This is a genomic window from Micromonospora sp. NPDC005413, assembly GCF_040606435.1.
Classification (GTDB): domain Bacteria; phylum Actinomycetota; class Actinomycetes; order Mycobacteriales; family Micromonosporaceae; genus Micromonospora.
Genome location: NZ_JBEXEV010000001.1, coordinates 115,962 through 133,609, shown reverse-complemented (window position 1 = coordinate 133,609; position 17,648 = coordinate 115,962). Strand labels below are relative to the sequence as shown.

Annotated in this window: 14 protein-coding genes; 3 read left to right on the top strand and 11 right to left on the bottom strand. The window is 71.7% G+C overall.

Going from position 1 to position 17,648, the window contains the following annotated elements; genetic code table 11:
• Positions 1-2: 2 nt before the first annotated feature.
• Both ABZS37_RS00570 and ABZS37_RS00565 read right to left on the bottom strand, forming a co-directional pair.
• Positions 3-2,540 carry a nitrate- and nitrite sensing domain-containing protein gene (locus tag ABZS37_RS00570; RefSeq protein ID WP_355164667.1) on the bottom strand — a complete coding sequence of 846 codons (2,538 nt, stop codon included), beginning with the start codon at positions 2,538-2,540 and terminating at the stop codon, positions 3-5.
• Between the two features lie 99 nt (positions 2,541-2,639).
• Positions 2,640-4,052, bottom strand: a complete 1,413-nt coding sequence (locus ABZS37_RS00565; protein ID WP_355164666.1) for an FGGY family carbohydrate kinase — start codon at positions 4,050-4,052, stop codon at positions 2,640-2,642.
• 205 nt (positions 4,053-4,257) lie between these two features.
• On the opposite strand from ABZS37_RS00565, the gene ABZS37_RS00560 reads away from it, so the two are divergent.
• The gene (locus tag ABZS37_RS00560; protein ID WP_355164665.1) at positions 4,258-6,180 is read left to right on the top strand and encodes an anthranilate synthase family protein; all 1,923 of its coding nucleotides are present in this window, start codon (positions 4,258-4,260) and stop codon (positions 6,178-6,180) included.
• A gap of 86 nt (positions 6,181-6,266) precedes the next feature.
• Here ABZS37_RS00560 and wrbA read toward each other — a convergent pair whose 3' ends face one another.
• From wrbA to ABZS37_RS00545, 3 genes are all read right to left on the bottom strand, one after another.
• On the bottom strand, positions 6,267-6,884 hold the full coding sequence (wrbA, locus tag ABZS37_RS00555; RefSeq protein ID WP_355164664.1) for an NAD(P)H:quinone oxidoreductase: 618 nt from the start codon (positions 6,882-6,884) through the stop codon (positions 6,267-6,269).
• A gap of 279 nt (positions 6,885-7,163) precedes the next feature.
• The gene (locus ABZS37_RS00550; RefSeq protein ID WP_355164663.1) at positions 7,164-7,532 is read right to left on the bottom strand and encodes a DUF3037 domain-containing protein; all 369 of its coding nucleotides are present in this window, start codon (positions 7,530-7,532) and stop codon (positions 7,164-7,166) included.
• Positions 7,529-8,287 carry a HipA family kinase gene (locus tag ABZS37_RS00545; RefSeq protein WP_355164662.1) on the bottom strand — a complete coding sequence of 253 codons (759 nt, stop codon included), beginning with the start codon at positions 8,285-8,287 and terminating at the stop codon, positions 7,529-7,531. Before ABZS37_RS00545 ends, ABZS37_RS00550 begins: the two co-directional genes overlap by 4 nt.
• A gap of 156 nt (positions 8,288-8,443) precedes the next feature.
• Between ABZS37_RS00545 and ABZS37_RS00540 the strand changes: the two genes are divergently transcribed.
• On the top strand, positions 8,444-9,403 hold the full coding sequence (locus ABZS37_RS00540; protein ID WP_355164661.1) for a chlorophyllase: 960 nt from the start codon (positions 8,444-8,446) through the stop codon (positions 9,401-9,403).
• Positions 9,404-9,464: 61 nt separating this feature from the next.
• Here the strand turns inward: ABZS37_RS00540 and ABZS37_RS00535 are convergent, their stop codons facing one another.
• On the bottom strand, positions 9,465-9,857 hold the full coding sequence (locus ABZS37_RS00535; RefSeq protein ID WP_355164660.1) for a hypothetical protein: 393 nt from the start codon (positions 9,855-9,857) through the stop codon (positions 9,465-9,467).
• Between the two features lie 139 nt (positions 9,858-9,996).
• Between ABZS37_RS00535 and ABZS37_RS00530 the strand changes: the two genes are divergently transcribed.
• Positions 9,997-11,106: a winged helix DNA-binding domain-containing protein gene (locus ABZS37_RS00530; protein WP_355164659.1), complete on the top strand. Its 1,110-nt coding sequence runs from the start codon at positions 9,997-9,999 to the stop codon at positions 11,104-11,106.
• Between the two features lie 10 nt (positions 11,107-11,116).
• Here the strand turns inward: ABZS37_RS00530 and malQ are convergent, their stop codons facing one another.
• The 5 genes from malQ to ABZS37_RS00505 form a co-directional block, all read right to left on the bottom strand.
• Complete coding sequence (malQ, locus tag ABZS37_RS00525) at positions 11,117-13,144, bottom strand: 4-alpha-glucanotransferase (RefSeq protein WP_355164658.1); 2,028 nt, start codon at positions 13,142-13,144, stop codon at positions 11,117-11,119.
• 115 nt (positions 13,145-13,259) lie between these two features.
• Entirely contained in the window at positions 13,260-14,468 is a 1,209-nt protein-coding gene (gene ugpC, locus ABZS37_RS00520) for a sn-glycerol-3-phosphate ABC transporter ATP-binding protein UgpC (protein WP_355164657.1), read from the bottom strand.
• Positions 14,469-14,478: 10 nt separating this feature from the next.
• Positions 14,479-15,321 carry a carbohydrate ABC transporter permease gene (locus ABZS37_RS00515; RefSeq protein WP_355164656.1) on the bottom strand — a complete coding sequence of 281 codons (843 nt, stop codon included), beginning with the start codon at positions 15,319-15,321 and terminating at the stop codon, positions 14,479-14,481.
• A gap of 1 nt (position 15,322) precedes the next feature.
• A complete protein-coding gene (locus tag ABZS37_RS00510; RefSeq protein ID WP_355165070.1) occupies positions 15,323-16,240 on the bottom strand; it encodes a sugar ABC transporter permease in 918 nt (305 codons plus the stop codon).
• 53 nt (positions 16,241-16,293) lie between these two features.
• Positions 16,294-17,580, bottom strand: a complete 1,287-nt coding sequence (locus tag ABZS37_RS00505) for an ABC transporter substrate-binding protein (protein ID WP_355164655.1) — start codon at positions 17,578-17,580, stop codon at positions 16,294-16,296.
• Positions 17,581-17,648: the final 68 nt, after the last annotated feature.

The window sequence follows — 17,648 nt, the reverse complement described above, 5'->3', positions numbered from 1 at the left end:
CGTCACTGTCGTCGTCCCCTTTCATCGTGCCCCTGGGACGGTGGCACGGGTATCTCGGTGGTGTCCTCGGCCTCGGCGCGCCGCACTCCGCTGTAGAGCCGGGAGAGCATGCCGCCAACTGCCTCGGGGTCCGGGTCAGCGCGGGTCAGCGTCGACACCGGTTGTGCCGAACGGGTGACCGCGGACAACTGCGCCATGGGCACCCGCACCGGCAGCCCTCGTTCATTCGTGCCGGCGGTCACCGGGATGGCCGGCGGCACCGCCGCCGCGGGCACTACTGGCGCAAAGGGACCCTGCCGCGACCACCAACCCCCGCCGTCGTCGCGGGCGGTGGCCGGGGTCAGCACGTCCTCGGCGCGCACCGGCACCGGACGGGCCTGGCGCGGCACGGCGACGCCCGGCGGACGGCCGGCCACCGGCAGGTCCCGCGCCGCGAAGCCCGGCACGGGGGCACCGGCCTCCCGGGCGACCCGGGGCTGCGGAGCCACTCCCCGAGCGGCGCTCGTCGCCAGCATCCGGGCCGGCGCGGGCGGGTCCAGCTCCAGCGAGCCCGCCGGGGCCAGCAGCACGGCGGGCAACGCGAGCCGGGCGACCAGGCCGCCCTGGCCACCGTCCAACCGCACGCGTACGCCCAGCCGGGCGGCCAGGTGGCTGACCACGAAGAGACCCATCCGCTCCACCGCCGCGACGTCTGCGGCTGGAGGGCTGGCCAGCACGGCGTTCGCCTCAGCCAGCGCCGCTGGGCTCATGCCCAGACCACGGTCGGCGATCTCGATCAGTGTGGTCGCACCCTCGACCCGGGCGGTCACCACCACGGTGGTGTCCGGGCGGGAGAAGGCAGTGGCGTTCTCCAGCAGCTCGGCCAGCAGGTGCACCAACTCGCCGACAGCGTGCCCGACCACGTGCACCTCGGCCACCGACTCGATGCGGACCCGCTGGTACTGCTCGATCTCCGCGGCGGCGGCCAGCAGCACCGCGGCGAGACCGACCGGTCGGTTCCACCGGCGGGTGGAGTCGGTGCCGGCGAGCACCAGCAGGCTCTCGTCGTTGCGGCGCATACGCGCGGCCAGGTGGTCGAGCTTGAACAGGTTCTCCAGCTGGTCCGGGTCGCTCTCCTCGCGCTCCAGGTCGTCCAGCAGCTCCAGTTGGCGCTCCACCAGCACCTGGCTACGGCGGGCCAGGTTGACGAACATCGCGTTGACGTTGCGCCGCATGAGCGCCTGCTCGACGGCGACCGTGACCGCGCTGCGGTGCACCGCCACGAACGCCTCGGCCAGCTCACCGATCTCGTCGAGCGAGCGGACCACCGCCGGCGCGACCTCGATTCCGGGCACCCCGCCCGTGACGGTCTTCAGGCGGTCCAGTGCGTCCGGCAGCTCAATCTGCGCGATCCGGAGCGCCTGGCTACGCAGCAACCGCATCGACCGGGCGACCGACCGCCCGACGAGCAACGAGATCAGCAGGGCGACCAGCAGGACCGCGACGATCCCGCCGACGACCAGCAGGGTGGCCCGCAGCTGACTGTCACTGGCGTCGTCGGCCTGCCGCACGGCGTCGTCCAACACGCCCGCCTCAAGCTGCCGCAGCAGCTCCTGGCGCTGCTGGCTGGCCGCCCACCACTGCTCCGACGGCAACACCTCCGGCGACGCGTCACCGGCCGGCAGGCTGCGTTCCTCCAACCGGGTGGCGAGCACGAACATCGGGGCCACCGAGGTCTCGTCGTACCGGCGGATCTGGTCGGTCGTCGCGGCCACCCGGAACGCGCCGAGCGCGGTCAGTTGCTGGGCGCGCAGATCGGTGAGGAGCACCCGGTCCTCGGTGCCGTACCGTCCGCCGCGGGCGGCGGCGTACAGCTGGGCCCGCACCCGCGAGGAGAGCTCCTTGACCCGGGCCAGCTGGACGTAGCGCAGCACCGCGTCGTTCAACGCCGGCTGGTCCTGACCAGGGGTCGGCTCGGCGAGCAGGTCGAGCATCGCGCCGACGGCGCGGTGGTAGTTGCTCAGGATGGTGTCGTTGCTGAGCACCGCCGGCGGGATCGCCGCACGGATGTCGGCCACCTGGTCGTACGCCTCCAGCGCCTCGGAGAAGGCGACCCGCCAGGACGCGTCGGCGTTCGCCAGCGGCTCGGCGGCTTGGCGCAGTTCGCCGATCGCCCGGTCGGTGGCCGTCTGCAACGGCTTCAGGTTGGTCGCCGCCAGCTCCCGGTCGCCACCCCTCCGCAGCTCACCCAGCTCCCCCGCCGAACGGTCGCGTTCCTGCTGGAGCTGGTGCACCACCGCGGTGATCTGCCGGCCGATGCCGACCTGGCCGGAGAAGTCGTTCAACGCCGTCGTCCGCCCTACCAGCGCGCTGGTCTGCACGCCGGCGAGCACCAGGAACGCCACCGACGGCACCACCAGCACGGTGGCGAGCTTCGTGCTCATCCGCCAGTCCCGCAGCCGGAACGGTGACCGACGCCGATGTGGGACGACGCGAACGTCGAAGCGGCGCCGGCGATGGTTCGACACCGCGCCGGTCGCCGGGTCGGGACCTACCGCCACCCTGTCTCCTCCGTCCTACCGCGTCCACCGCGGTCCGGGGAGCGCAGTCCATCCAACCAGGCTCGGGAGCGCTGTCAACGGCCCGGGCAACGCGGAGGTTCAGGAAGGATACTGCGGGTGGGAACGTCCTGCCGTGGTCGGCAGGACCAGCTCGTCCGTCCGGCCGATGTCGGCGAGGTCGGCCGCGTCACCAGATCGACCCAGGGCCACCAATGCCGCGCCGGTGGCGCCGATCTCCGGGTTGCGTTGGTGCGACACCGGTCGCGGTGCGAGCGCGGCGGCGAAGGCCTGCCGCCACCACACCGAGGCTGCCACCGCACCCCCGCCCAGCACCACACCGACCGGTTTGTCGATCGTGGACTCCAGCACCGCGAGATCTTCGGCGACCAGCTCGCACAGCCCCTGCATCAACCCGGCCAGGATGTCCACGGAGGTGGTGCTGAAGCTGAGTCCGCGCAGTTCGCCGCTGCCCGCCGGCGCGAGGCCGGGCGGCCGGTCGCCACCGAAGCGGGAGTCGGCCGGTCGGCCACCGCCCGCCGGCACCAATGCCAGCGCCGCGTCCAGCTCGGCGCCCCGGGGCAACCGCAGCTCCCGGTTCGCCCAGGCGAACAGGTTGCCACCGCTGGAGTACGCCGCCCCGGTCACCACATGGTCGTGGTCGACCCGGTAACGCCACAGCCGTTCGGGGAGCCGCGGCATCGGTTCGCCGGCCGGGATCCGCTGCATCAGCCGTACGGCCGCGGAGGTGCCGACGGTGACCGCGGCCCGGCTCGGGTCGACGCAGCCCGAACCCACGTTCGACGCCCCACCGTCACCCACCGGAGGTGACCAGCGGGCCTGCGCCAGCTGCGGCCAACGGCGGGCCTTGTCGGCCCGGAGCCGGCCGTGCCAGTCCAGCTCACCCAGGGGCGGCAGCTCCTGTGGTCGCGCCCCGGCGAGCGTCAGCGCCTCCTCGTCCCAGCGCATGCTCTGCAGGTCCAGCAGACCGGTCCCGGAAGCCTGGGAGACCGACATGGGCGCCTCGTCGAGCAACTCGCCCAGCACGTACTCGGGCAGGCCGACGAACCGGGCGATCGGGGTGCCGGACTGCTCGCGCAGCCAGGGCAACCGCATCGACCAGTAGGAGCGGTGCCACCAGCAGCCGGTGCGCTGGTGGAAGTCGTCCGGGTCGGCCGGCCCCGGTGTACCGCCGACCGGCGCGGGCCGGGTGTCCAGCCAGGTGATCACCGGGCCGATCGGGGCGCCGTCGCGGTCCAGCGGGAGCACCGAGTGCCACTGGGCGGAGACCGCCACCAGGTCGACGTCGTGCAGGTGCCCGGCGTCGGCCAGCTCGTCCAGGCACTCGACCAGGTAGGCGAGATACGCGGGACCGGACAGCGTGCCGGTGCCGTCGTCGCCGATGGCGAGGTCGACCTTGCGCCGGGCCAGGGCGCCGGGCAGCGGTCGGGTGTCCCCGTCCAGCACCAACCCGCGTACCGAGGAGGTGCCCAGATCGAGCGCGAGAATGTTCATCGCCGGTCAAGTTACCCGGTGTCAGCCGGGCGGCGGGCGCGTAGGGTGGATCACATGCTCGCGCATCTGACCTGCTGGTGGCCCGCCAACCCGGCGGCCATCTCCCGCGCGTAGCTCCATCCACGCGGCCGCCATCGAGGCGGCCGCCGGCTCTCCCGGCCCGATGGCCGCCCCGCAGGCGGCGCCCGGCCCCACGGAGACTCCGATGACCCACCTGACCGACCTGCTCGCCGCCGTCGCCCACGGTGTCGACCCTGGTCCCTTCGCGCTGCTGCGCCGCGACGGCGCGGACGAACTGGAGCTGTTCACCGGCCCGGTCGACACCGTCGAACGGCTCGCGGACATCCCACTGACGCCGGGCACGCCCGGAGCGCGGACCCTGGCCCTGGTGCCGTACCGGCAGATCACCGAGCGCGGCTTCGCCTGCGTCGACGACGGCGCCCCGCTGGAGTGCCTCCAGGTCCGCGAGCATCGGCGGATCGCCCTGGCCGACGCCCTGGCCACGCTGCCCGACGAGCCGGTCCGCACCATCGACGCCGCCTTCGACATCACCGACGAGGAGTACGCGCGAACCGTGCAGCGGGTGCTGGCCGAGGAGATCGGCCGCGGCGAGGGCGCGAACTTCGTCATCCACCGCACCCTGCACGCCACCGTGCAGGGCCCGCCGCTGGTGGCCGCGCTGGCCGCGCTGCGCCGGCTGCTGGTCGCCGAGCGCGGCGCGTACTGGACGTTCGTGGTGCACACCGGCGCGCGGACTCTGGTCGGCGCCAGCCCGGAGCGGCACGTCAGCGTCGACGACGGTCTGGTGATGATGAACCCGATCAGCGGCACCTTCCGGTCTGCCGGTGGCACCCCGGACCGGGCTGCGCTGCTGCGCTTCCTCGCCGACCCGAAGGAGGTCGAGGAGCTGTACATGGTGCTCGACGAGGAGCTGAAGATGATGGCGACCGTCGCCGAGCACGGCGGTCAGGTGATCGGCCCGTACCTGAAGGAGATGTCGCACCTGACGCACACCGAGTACCTGCTCGCCGGGCGGGGCACCCGTGACGTGCGGGAGGTGCTGCGCGAGACGATGTTCGCCCCCACCGTGACGGGCAGCCCGATGGAGAACGCCTGCCGGGTGATCGCCCGGCACGAGCGCCGAGGCCGGGGTTACTACGCGGGTGTGCTGGCCCTGCTCGGCCACGACGAGGCCGGCCAGCAGACGCTGGACGCCCCGATCCTGATCCGTACCGCCGAGATCTCCCCCACCGGCCGGCTGCGGGTGCCGGTGGGCGCCACCCTGGTCCGGCACTCGACGGCGGCCGGCGAGGTGGCCGAGACGCACGCCAAGGCGGCCGGTGTACTGGCCGCGCTCGGCCTCGGGCCGGCGGCGCCCGTCGGCGGCCGCGGGCCGGTCGCGCGACTGGCCGACGAGCCGGCGGTACGCGACGCGCTGGCCGCGCGCAACGCACCGCTGTCGCGGTTCTGGCTGGACCAGCGGTCACCGGACGCGCCGGGTCTGCCCGGGTTGGTCGGCCGCCGGGTGCTGATCGTGGACGCCGAGGACACCTTCACCGGGATGCTGGCCCACCAACTGGGCGCGTTGGGTCTCGCGGTGACCATGCGACCGTGGCACGCGAGCGGCCCTGTCGACCCCTACGACCTGGTGGTGGCCGGTCCCGGGCCGGGTGACCCGGGAAGCTCGGACGAGCCGAAGATGGTGGCGCTGCGGAGACTGCTGACCGAGCTGTTGGCGACCGGCCGTCCCACCCTCGCGGTCTGCCTCGGCCATCAGGTGCTGGCCGGGCTGCTGGGGCTGCCACTGCACCGCCGCGAGGCTCCCTATCAGGGGTTGCAGCGGGAGGTGCGGCTGTTCGGCCGGACCCGCCGGGTCGGCTTCTACTCGACGTTCACCGCCCGCGCCGAGGCGGACCGGCTGGCCACCGCGTACGGGCCGGTGGAGTTGGCCCGGGACTCAAGCGACGGCGCCGTGCATGCCCTCCGTGGGCGCGGCTTCGCCGGGGTGCAGTTCCACCCGGAGTCGGTGCTCAGCCCGGACGGGCTCGCCGTGCTGACCGAGCTGTTGAGCGACCTGCTGCCGGCTCCGCGCACGGACGAGCTGTCCGCAATGGGCGGACGCGCATAGCCGCCCTGCCTCGGGGTAGAGCTGGATCGACCGGTGGCGCGGGCGGGCCGAGAGCCCCCGCCCGCGCCACCGGTCGCCTTCGCCCGTCAGCCGGCCATGCCCGCCTTCAGCGCGGCACCGACCAGCACCGCCCGCCGTGCGGTGAGCGCGCAGGCGCCGAGCGCCACGGCGTCCGGGGCGATCTCACCGTTGTTGCTCGTGTGCGAGGCGCCATACGGGTTGCCGGCGATGAACTGGCTGGTGTCGGTGTAACCAGGAGTGACCACGATGCCGCCCCAGTGGTAGAAGACGTTGAAGAGCGAGGTCAACGTGGTCTCCTGCCCCCCGTGCGAGGTCGCCGTCGAGGTGAAGGCGGAGTAGACCTTGTTGGCCAGCGCGCCCTGCGCCCAGAGCGGGCCGGTGGTGTCGATGAACTGCTTCAGCTGGGCGGCGACCATGCCGTACCGGGTGGGCGCGCCCAAGATCACCACGTCGGCCCAGGCCAGGTCGTCGACCATCGCCTCGGGCACATCCTGGGTCTCCAGGCGGTGAGCCTCCCAGCCGGAGTTGGAGCGGATCGCCTCGTCCGGCGCCAGCTCGCGCACCTTGCGCAGGCGCACATCGGCGCCGGCCTCCCCGGCGGCCTCGCACACGGCCTGCGCCATCTGGTACGTGATGCCGGTGGCGCTGTAGTAGATCACCGCTACCTTGGTCTGGGCAGCCATCAGATGTTTCCCCTTATCGTCTCGGGTCAGCTCCCGCGACTACCCCTTGCGCCTGATCTCTAACGGCAGCGCCTCCCGTTTACCGGTCCGCCGGGCTCAAGTTTTCCGCAACTTCCCGGTGGTTTCGGCCCTACGCACCGTGCGGGCGGCGATCCTGATGGGATCGGTGCCGGCGGGAACCAGCCGCCGCCCCGCACCGGGCACCTGAACGGGGGATCGCGCTCCGTCGGCAACGGGGCTGGCGTAGCGCGATCAGGGGCTGCCGTCCACCGCCCTCGCTCAGTGGACCAGGGCCGCCATCAGCCGGTCCAGCTCGGCGGCCGGGTCGACGGTGAGCCCGGTGTGCACCGGCCCCGTCTGGATCATCGTGCTGCGCGGCGCGGCCAGCCAGTGGAACCGCTCGCCGAGCCGCATCCGGGTCGCCGGCCCGTCCCCGGAGCAGGTCCGGTCCCAGGAGTCGAGCACCGCGGCCACTGCCGGCAGGTCCACGTCGGGTGCCAGTGCGCGGACCCGGTCGGCGTCCAGGTGTGTACGCGCGGCCAGGAAGTCGCGCTGCTGGCAGTAGAGCAACACTCCGACGTTGATCTGCTCGCCGCGCTCGATGCGGGGCACCAGCCGGATCAGCGCGTACTCGAAGGGATGCCTCATGCGGCGCTCCCCTGCGGCAGCCAGTCGGCCGTGCGGGCGACCCGGGCCCACAGGTGCTCCAGGTACGCGGCCCGCGCGGCGTCGGCCGTCTCGAAGTCGGCAGCCGTCAGCCACTCCGCGGGCACCAGGGCCAGGACCTCGGTGAGCAGCTCCGGGGTGATCCGTGGGGCCAGCTCGGCGTCGGCCTCGGCGAGTCGGTGGGCGTACGGCGCCAGCACGTGGTCCTCAGCTCGGTAGGCCCGGTGCACGGCAGCCGCGGCTCGCGGCCAGTTGTGGTGGAAGTACAGGCAGGCGCCGTGGTCGATGAGCCACAGCTCCCGGTGCCAGACGAGCAGGTTCGGGTTGCGCCAGCTCCGGTCGACGTTCTCCACGTACGCGTCGAACCAGAGCACGCGCGAGGCCAGCGTCGGGTCGACGGGATGCGCCACCGGGTCGAAGCCGAGCGCCCCGGGCAGGAAGTCCATCCCCAGGTTGGCGCCGCCGCTGTTGCGCAGCAGCTCCTGCACCTCCTGGTCGGGCTCGGCCCGGCCGATCACGGGGTCGATGTCGAGCACCACCAGTGGGGGCACCCGCAGCTCCAGGCGGCGGGCCAGCTCTGCGCAGATCACCTCGGCGATCAGCGCCTTGGGTCCTTGGCCGGCGCCCCGGAACTTGGCCACGTACGTGCCCAGGTCGTCGGCCTCCACCACGCCAGGCAGCGACCCACCCTCGCGCAGCGGGGTGACGTAGCGGATCGCGGTGACCTGGCGGAGCACGACGACCACCCTACTGTGATCTCCGGCCGCGCCCATCGGAAGTGTCGCGCGGCGTCGGGCGTCGGCTCGTTGCGCACGGCCATTGGCAAAACGGAGCGTTGTTCCGTATATTTAGTGGAACACTGATCCGTTTATACCTCGGAAGGCCTCGACATCATGAGCGCAGCGACTCTCGCAGCCGACACCATCAGCGCGTCCACCCCCGTCCTCTCCGCCAGCCCGATCGTGCTGTCAGCACCCGGCCGCGCCGTGGATCTCCAGGTGCGCGTCTCCGCGCCGATGACCGGTAGTGAGCTGCCGATCATCCTGCTCTCACACGGGCACGGGTATTCGAACAACCTCTCGTCACTGAACGGCTACAGCCCACTGGCCACCTTCTGGGCAGCGCACGGCTTCGTCGTCATCCAGCCCACCCATCTGGACTCGAAGACGCTGAGCCTCGATCCCACCGACCCCGACGCGCCTCTCCACTGGCGTTCGCGGGCCCAGGACATGACGCGCATCCTCGACCAACTCGACGTGATCGAGGCCGCTGTCCCGCAACTCCTCGGGCGCCTGGACCGAAGCCGGGTCGCCGTGGCCGGGCATTCGCTCGGCGGACACACCGCGAGCCTGCTGCTGGGCGCACGGCTCACCGATCCTCACGACGGGACAGAGGTGAACCTGGCCGAGCCCCGGATCAAGGCGGGTGTGCTCCTTGCCGCGCCCGGCAGAGGCGGCGACGCTCTCAGCGAATTCGCGGCCACGAACTACTCCTTCTTCTTGACCACGGACTTCTCCGCGATGACGACACCCACGCTCGTGGTCGCCGGCGACAAGGACACCTCTACTCACCTGACGGTTCGGGGCGCGGACTGGCACGCCGATCCGTACGTCCTGTCTCCCGGCCCGAAGACCCTGCTCACCCTCTTCGACGCGGAGCACTGCCTCGGCGGCATCTCCGGATATGACGTCGCCGAAACCACGGACGAGAACCCGGAGCGGGTGGCGGCGGTCCAACTGCTCACCTGGGCATACCTCCGCAGCGAGCTCTACCCCGGCGATTCCGCCTGGCAGGCAGCGCGTGACGTGCTGACCGCCGGGGTCAACCCGCTCGGACGGGTCGAATCCAAATAGCCCGAGGGGGCCACCTGGCCGACCAGCAGCACAAGGTGGTCCCCCGGTCCCCGGGCCGGCGTCAGTCGAGTTTGTCGCGCAGGTCGTCGACCTGCTGCTGGAGGCGGTTGACGGCACCCTCGTTGTTGACGAAGGTGGAGATGCCAGCGGCGAGGCCCAGACCGATCAGCACCGCCAGGATGCTCAGCACCAACCCGCCGATGGCCACCCCCCGACCGGTCACCCCGGGCCGCCGGCTCATCTTCAGCCCGACGATGCCGAGGATGATCCCGATGATGCCCAGCACCAACCCGATCCAGGCGAGGATGGCGGTCAGCACGCTGAGCAAGCCGGCAACGCCGAAGACCAGAGCGAAGGTGGCGGCCGCGCTCGTCTTCGCGCGGGCGTCCCCCCGATGGGTCCGGGATCCGGCCGGTGCGCCGGCACCCCGGGCCGGCTCGTTTGCGGCAGTCATGGGACTTCCCTCCCGTACGCGCGGCGCACGCACTTCCGGCGGGCCGCTTTCCCACGACAACCGCCGTTACTCCTCCCGTCAGCAGGAACGTCGGTGGCCGGCCCTAGGCTGGGCGCTCGTCCACCGGAAGGGGCGCGCGATGCCTGCCGACCTCAGCGCGGCCGACGCGTTGGCGCTGCGGATGACCAGCCTGCTGCTGCGCCCGCATCCGAGCACCCGACCCGGCACCGTCGCCGACCTGGTCGAGTGGTTCGGCGCGATGCAGGCACAGGATCTGGCCAGCGGCCTGTGGTCTCTGGGCGCCCGGCTGCCGGGCAGCACCATGGCCGACGTGCAGGCGGCGTTGGAGCGACGCGAGGCGCTGCGCACCTGGCCGATGCGGGGCACCGTGCACCTCGTTCCACCCGCCGACGCCCGCTGGATGCTGGAGCTGACCGGTGTCCGTTCGCTGGCCGGCGCGGCGACCCGCCGGGCGCAGCTCGGGCTCAGTGAGGCCGACGCGGACCGGGCGGTAGACGTCCTCGGCACCGCGCTGGCCGGCGGCAACCGGCTCACCCGTGCGGAGTGCCTGGCCACCCTGCGCGCGTCGGGGCTGGCCACCGACGGGCAGTGCGGCTACCACCTGCTGTGGTTCGCGAGTGTGCGCGGGGTGACCTGCGTGGCACCGAACGTCGGCAAGGATCAGACCTTCGCCCTGCTCGACGAGTGGGCACCCGAGTCACGCCAGCTGGATCGGGACGAGGCGCTGGCCCTGCTCGCCCACCGCTACGTGCGGGGGCACGGGCCGGTCAGCGACCGCGAGTTCGCCGGCTGGTCCGGTCTGACGCTGACCGACGCGCGGCGCGGGCTGGCCGCCGCCGGCGACGCGCTCACCACGGTGCGAGTCGAGAGCGCGCCGATGCACGTCGACGCGGCACTGGTCGACGTTCCACGCACCCCGGTGGACGAGGTGCTGGCGCTGCCGGGCTTCGACGAATACCTGCTCGGCTACCGGGACCGCACGTTGATGCTCGACCCCGCGCACCAGGCGGCCGTCGTGCCGGGCAACAACGGCGTCTTCCAGGCCACCGTGGTCCGTGCCGGTCGGGTGGTGGGCGTGTGGAAGCGCCAGGTCGGCCGGGCCGCGGTCACCCTAACGGTGCGACCGCTGGTGCCGATGGCCGACGACGAACGGGCCTGTGTTGAGCAGGCGCTGAAGCGGTACGCCGACTTCCTCGGCCTGCCGCCGCGATTCGACTGGCTGACCTGACCCGGCGGCGTTACTCCTCGGCCGGGTCGGCCGGGTGAGCGTCGGCTCGTGCAGGGTTGGCCCGTCGCGGGCGGGCGGCGGTGAGCAGCTCGACGATCCGGGTCACCCGGGGGTCCGTGCGGATCTGTGCCACGGTGGCTGGCAGCGGCAGTCGCCAGTTCGGATACTCGTCCACCGTCCCCGGCATGTTCGGCTGGCGTACCTCGCCCAGCACGTCGTAGAGGGAGACGCCGAGCAGCCGGGTCGGGCTGGCCGCGAGCGCGGCGTGCATCGCCACCACCACGTCGCCGTCGGCGGGCTGGGGCGACCCGCCGGCCGGCTCCGACCCCGGACCGGGTGTCTGCGGCAGCAGCGCCTCGTCGCGCAGCATCGTCAGCAGCCGCTCCCGGTCCGCGACGGCTCGGCCCCGCTCCACCGCCACGTCGGCGCTGAGCAGCTTCAACTCGTCGCGCACCCGCACGTGCTCACCGGTCAGGAAGCCCGGTGCGGTGGGCAGGTCGTGAGTGGAGATCGTGGCGAGGGCGTTGCGGGGCCACCGGGCCGGTGGGACGAAGTCACCGTCGTCGTCGCGTGCGAACCACAGCACGGTGGAGCCGAGCATGTTGCGCCCACGTAGCCCCCGGGTCACCGCCGGCTGGACCGTCCCCAGGTCCTCACCGACCACCACCGCGCCGGCCCGGTGCGCCTCCAGCGCGAGGATGCCGAGCATCGCCTCGGCGTCGTAGCGGACATAGGTGCCCTCGGCTGCCCCGGCGCCCGGCGGCACCCACCACAACCGCCACAGGCCGGCGACGTGGTCCACCCGCAGGCCACCGGCGTGCCGCAGGGTCCGACGCAGCATGTCCCGGTAGGCCGCGTACCCGGTTGCGGCGAGCCGGTCGGGGCGCCACGCGGCGAGCCCCCAGTCCTGGCCGAGCTGGTTGAAGTCGTCCGGCGGTGCGCCGACCCGCACACCCTGGGCCAGCACGTCGGCGAGCTGCCAACCGTCCGCGCCGCCCGGGTCGATGCCGACGGCCAGGTCGTGCACCACGCCGACCGGCATCCCGGCCGCCCGGGCCGCCGCCGTCACGGCGTCGAGCTGCTCGTCGCACAGGTGTTGCAGCCAGGCGTGGAAGTCCACCCGGTCGGCGAGCTGGCGGCGCTGCTCGGCGACCGCCGGGGCGTCCGGGTGATGCAGCTCCGCCGGCCAGGCACGCCAGTCGTTGCCGTGCCGCTCGGCCAGCGCGCACCAGGTGGCGAAGCTGCCCAGCGCCGGGTCCGCGGCAAGGTCCACCCGCTGGGCGTACGGGTGCAGCAACTCCAGGGCGTGCCGCTTGGCGGCCCACACCTCGTCGTAGTCGATCAGGTCACTGCGGTCGGGGCGCAACGCGTCGACCACGGCACGGGTCGCCGGGTCCGCCGCACGGTACGCGGCGGTGTCGCTGACCCGCAGGTAGAGCGGGTTGACGAAGCGTCGGCTGGCTGGCGAATACGGTGAGGCGGCGACCGGGTGCGCCGGCCCGACCGCGTGCAGTGGGTTGAGCAGCACCAGCCCCGCGCCGGTTGCCCCCGCCCAGCCGGTGAACTCGGCCAGGTCACCGAGATCGCCCATGCCCCAGGAGCGCTCCGAGCTGAGCGCGTAGAGCTGGAGCATCCACCCCCAGGTGCGCGGCGGCACGGGCAGCCGACGGGGCACCACCACCAGCGTCACCTCCCGGCCGGCGCAGGCCAGCCGGTGCCAACCCAGCGGCAGGTCCGACGGCAGCTCGCCGTCGACCGCGCGGCGACCGCCGTCCTCCAGGGTCACCACACCCGGGCCGGGCAGTGCCCGGGTGACGCCGTGGCCGAGCACGACCGTCTCCGGCAGTGCGCCCCGGTCGACCGCGCGGGCGGCGGCGAGCGCGGCGGCGATGGCCGTCGGGCTGGTGGCGTCCACGCCGAGCAGGCCGAGCACACCCACGACCGTCTCCGGTGCGACCTCGACGCGGCGGTGCCGCCAATCTTCGTACCAGGTGGACACGCCGTGCGCGTTGGCCAGCGCGGCCAGTCGTCGATTCATCCGTCCCCCGCTTCGCGACGCGACCTGCGACCACCTTGCCACGGCCGGGCGCGCGGCGCAGGGCACGACGGGGGCCGGCGGGCGAACCCGCCGGCCCCCACCACGGTGGACGCTGTCAGTCGGCGAGCGCGCCGGCAGCTCTACCCTCGTGCAGGGTGAGGTTGCGGCCGGTAGCCGGGTCGAACAGGTGGATCTTCTCCAGGTTGAACCAGACCCGGCGCGACTGCCCCTCGACGACCGGGGACTCCGCGGACAGCCGGGTGACCAGGTTGCCGCCCGCGCGGGCGAAGTCGGCCGCACCGGCGTCGGCTGCCAACTCCTCCAACTCTGCGGCGCTGGCCTTCTCGCCCTCCACGGTGAAGTAGACGTACTTGTCCGAGCCCATCGATTCGACGATGTCGACTGGCGCCTCGAACTCGATGCCCCGGCGGCGGGTGTCCTCGTCGATCAGCTCGGCGTCCTCGAAGTGCTCGGGGCGGATGCCGAGGATCAGCTCGCGGGGCGCGTCGGCGGCCTCCAGTTCGCGGCGTACCCGGTCGCCGAGCGGCACGTCACCCAGAGCGGTGTGCAGCCCGCCGTCCTGCACGGCGGCGTGCAGGAAGTTCATCGACGGCGAACCGATGAAGCCGGCCACGAAGAGGTTGCGCGGGTGGTCGTAGAGCTCCTGTGGAGGGCCGACCTGCTGCACCGCGCCCCCGCGCATGATCACCACGCGGTCGCCGAGGGTCATCGCCTCGGTCTGGTCGTGGGTGACGTAGACGGTGGTGGTGCCGAGCTGCTTCTGCAACCGGGACACCACCGTACGCATCTGCACCCGCAGCTTGGCGTCGAGGTTGGACAGCGGCTCGTCCATCAGGAACGCCTTCGGCTGGCGGACGATCGCCCGACCCATCGCCACCCGCTGGCGCTGCCCGCCGGAGAGGTTGGCCGGCTTGCGGTCCAGCAGCGGGGTCAGCTCCAGCACCTTCGCCGCCTCGTCGACCTTCTGGTTGATGGTCTCCTTGTCCAGCTTCGCCAACCGCAGCGGGAACGCCATGTTCTCCCGCACGGTCATGTTCGGATACAACGCGTACGACTGGAACACCATGGCGATGTCCCGGTCCCGGGGAGCCTTGTCGTTGACGCGCTGGCCGGCGATGCGCAGCTCACCGGAGCTGATGTCCTCCAGCCCCGCGATCATGTTGAGGGTGGTGGACTTACCGCAGCCCGAGGGCCCGACCAGGATCACGAACTCGCCGTCGGCGATCTCCAGGTCGACGTCCTGCACGGCGACGGTCCCGTCCGGGAAACTCTTGCTCACCTTGTCGAGCACGATGTCAGCCATGACTACTCACCTATCCCTTGACGGCGCCGGAGGTCAGACCGGACACGATGCGGCGCTGGAAGAAGAGGACGAACAGGATGATCGGAATGGTGATCACCACGGCGGCGGCGCAGATCGCCCCGGTGGGATCCTCGAACTGCGACTCGCCGGTGAAGAACGACAGGGCGACCGGCACCGTACGGGCGCGTTCGGTGGAGGTCAGCGTGATCGCGAAGAGGAAGTCGTTCCAGCAGAAGATGAAGACCAGGATCGCCGTGGTGAACAACCCGGGGGCGGCCAGCGGGGCGATCACCCGCCGGAACGCCTGCGCCTGGGTGGCGCCGTCCATCTTCGCCGCCTTCTCCAGGTCCCACGGGATCTGCTTGAAGAACGCCGACAGCGTGTAGATCGCCAGCGGCAGCGCGAACGTGATGTACGGCAGGATCAGCCCGGGCCAGGTGTCGAAGAGGCCGAGCTGACGCTCGATCTCGAACAGCGGCGACACCAGCGACACCTGCGGGAACATCGCGATCAGCAGGGAGACGCCGACCAGCAGTCGTTTGCCGGGAAAGTCCAGCCGGCTGATCGCGTACGCGGCCATCGCGCCGAGCACCACCGCGATGAGCGTGGCGATCAGCGCGATGCCGATCGAGTTGACCAGCGCCCGGACGAACTGGTCGGTGTCGAAGATCGTCTTGTAGTTGTCGAGCGTCCACTCCCGGGGGATGAAGTTCCCGTCGGTGAGGGTGGCCGGCGTCTTGAACGACAGCGACGCGATCCACAGCACCGGGACGAGCGCGAAGACGACCACGAGGACGTCGAGCAGGCCCCAGCGCAGCTTCGCCCGGGTGGTGGTTGCGGTACCGGTGGCCATGTCAGCGCCTCTCGGAGTCGTCGCTGCCCGGGGCAGCGGTACCGAACAGCTTCACGAAGACGAACGCGATGATCGCCACGGTGATGAAGATCAGCACGGACATCGTCGAGCCGATGCCGAGGTTCAGGCCCCGGATCAGGTTGTTGTAGGCGAGCATCGACACCGACGACGTCTCGTTGCCGCCAGCGGTCAACACGAAGATGTTGTCGAAGACCCGGAACGCGTCCAGGGTGCGGAACAGCAGCGCGACGAGGATCGCCGGCTTCATCACCGGCAGCATCACCTTCGTGAACCGCTGCCAGGCGGTGGCACCGTCGGTGGAGGCGGCCTTGAGCAGGTCCTCCGGCACCAGCGCCAGCCCGGCCATCAGCAGCAACGCCATGAACGGCGTGGTCTTCCAGATCTCGGCCAGCATGATGATCGCCAGCGAGCTGGCCCGCTCGGTCAGCGGTGCGCCGTCGCTGAACAGGTTGGCGAGGTACCCGGTGCCGGGCGTCCAGGCGTACCGCCAGGAGAACGCGGCGACCACCGTGACGATCCCGTACGGGATGAGCGCCGAGGTCCGCACCAGGCCGCGGCCGATCAGGGTGCGGTGCATGATGATCGCCAGCCCCATGCCGAGCACCAGCTCGACGGCCACGGTGACCACCGTGATCAGCATGGTCACCCCGAACGCGGTCCACCAGAACTCGTTGCTGAGCACGGTGACGTAGTTCTCCAGCCCGATGAACTTGCGCTCGTCGGGGAAGCGCAGGTCGAAGCGCTGCAACGACAGCCAGACCGAATAGATGATCGGGTACGCGGTCACCGCGACCATGACCAGCGCGGCGGGCGCACAGAGCAACCAGCCGAGCCTGCGTTCGGCCTTCTTGTTCTCGCTCAGCGGCGGCTTGCGGCGGCCGCCGCGTTGGGTGGGCACGGTGGCACGCTGGCCATCGGTCTTCTCCGTGGTCGCAGAGGCGGCGGGCCGGGTCACGGCAGGACCCCCTTCGACTGGAGGGCATCAGCGATGGCCTTGCGCAGCTCGTCCGCGGTCTGCTGCGGACGGATCGCCGACGGCGGCGACAGGATCGCCGACATCACGGTGGAGATGCTCTGGTAGGCCGGGGTCAGTGGACGGGTCGCCGGGTCCTTCAGTTCCTCCAGGATGGTGTCCTTCATCGGGTACGCCTCGACCATCTCCGGGTCGTCGTAGACCGCCTCGATGGTGGGCGGTACGCCGTCGTTGATCGCGGAGAACTTCTGGTTCTCGGCGTTGCGGAGGCAGCGGGCCGCCTCAAAGGACAGCTCGGGGTGCTTGGAGTAGGAGCTGACGGCGAGGTTGACCCCGCCGATGGTGACCTTGCTCGGGGTGCCCTCGTCGGTGCCCGGGATCCGCGCCCAGCCGACCTGCTTGGCCAGCTCCGGGTTCGCCTCCTGCAGGGCCGGGTAGACGAACGGCCAGTTCACCTGGAACGCGCCCGAGCCGGTCTGGAACTCCAACCGGACCGGGTCCTCGGTGGCGTTGCTGAACGACGGCGAGGTCACGCCCGACGTGGCGAAGCGCTTCAGCTGATCCAGCGCCCGGACCGTGCCGTCGTCCATCACGGCCTTCTTGCCGTCGTCGGAGAGGATCTTCCCACCGGCGCTCTCGGCCAGGGTGTTGTAGAGGACGACCAGACCCTCGTACTGGGCGCCCATGGTGAGCACCTGGTACGGCTTGTCCTGGTCCTTGAGCTGCTGGGCCGCACTGATCATCTGATCCCAGGTCGTCGGCGGCTGGGGCACCAGGTCCTTGCGGTACCAGAGCAGTTGGACGTTGGTGTTCTTCGGTGCCGCGTACAGCTTGTCCTCGTAGCGGGCGGTGTCCAGCGGCCCGGCGAGGGTGCCCTGCTCGACCTCGGCCTTGTCCTGGCCGGTCCACTCGCGGATCCAGTCGGCGCTGGCGAACTCCTGGGTCCAGGTGACGTCCAGGCCGAGCAGGTCCATGCCGCTGTCCTCGGCGGCCAGCCGGCGCACCATCTGCACCCGCTGGTCGTCAGCCTGCCGGGGCAGCACCCGGTAGGCGATCTCGTACCGCCCCTGTGCCTGCGCGTTGCAGTCGTCGACGACCTTCTGCAGGTTCTGCTCGGGCGGGTAGTACAGGTTGAGTGTCGGTGGGCCACCAGCGTCACCGGAACCGCACGCAGCCAGCGGTGCGACCAGCGCCAGAGCGGCAGCCGCCGCCCCCAGCCGAACAATCGGCCGGCATCGGTGTCGAGCCGTTTCGGGGTCCGTCATCGCCCTCCCCCTCTCTTCGGCGAAAAACCGGGGAGGGGCATCCGTGCCCCGGTGCACGGCGAGGTATT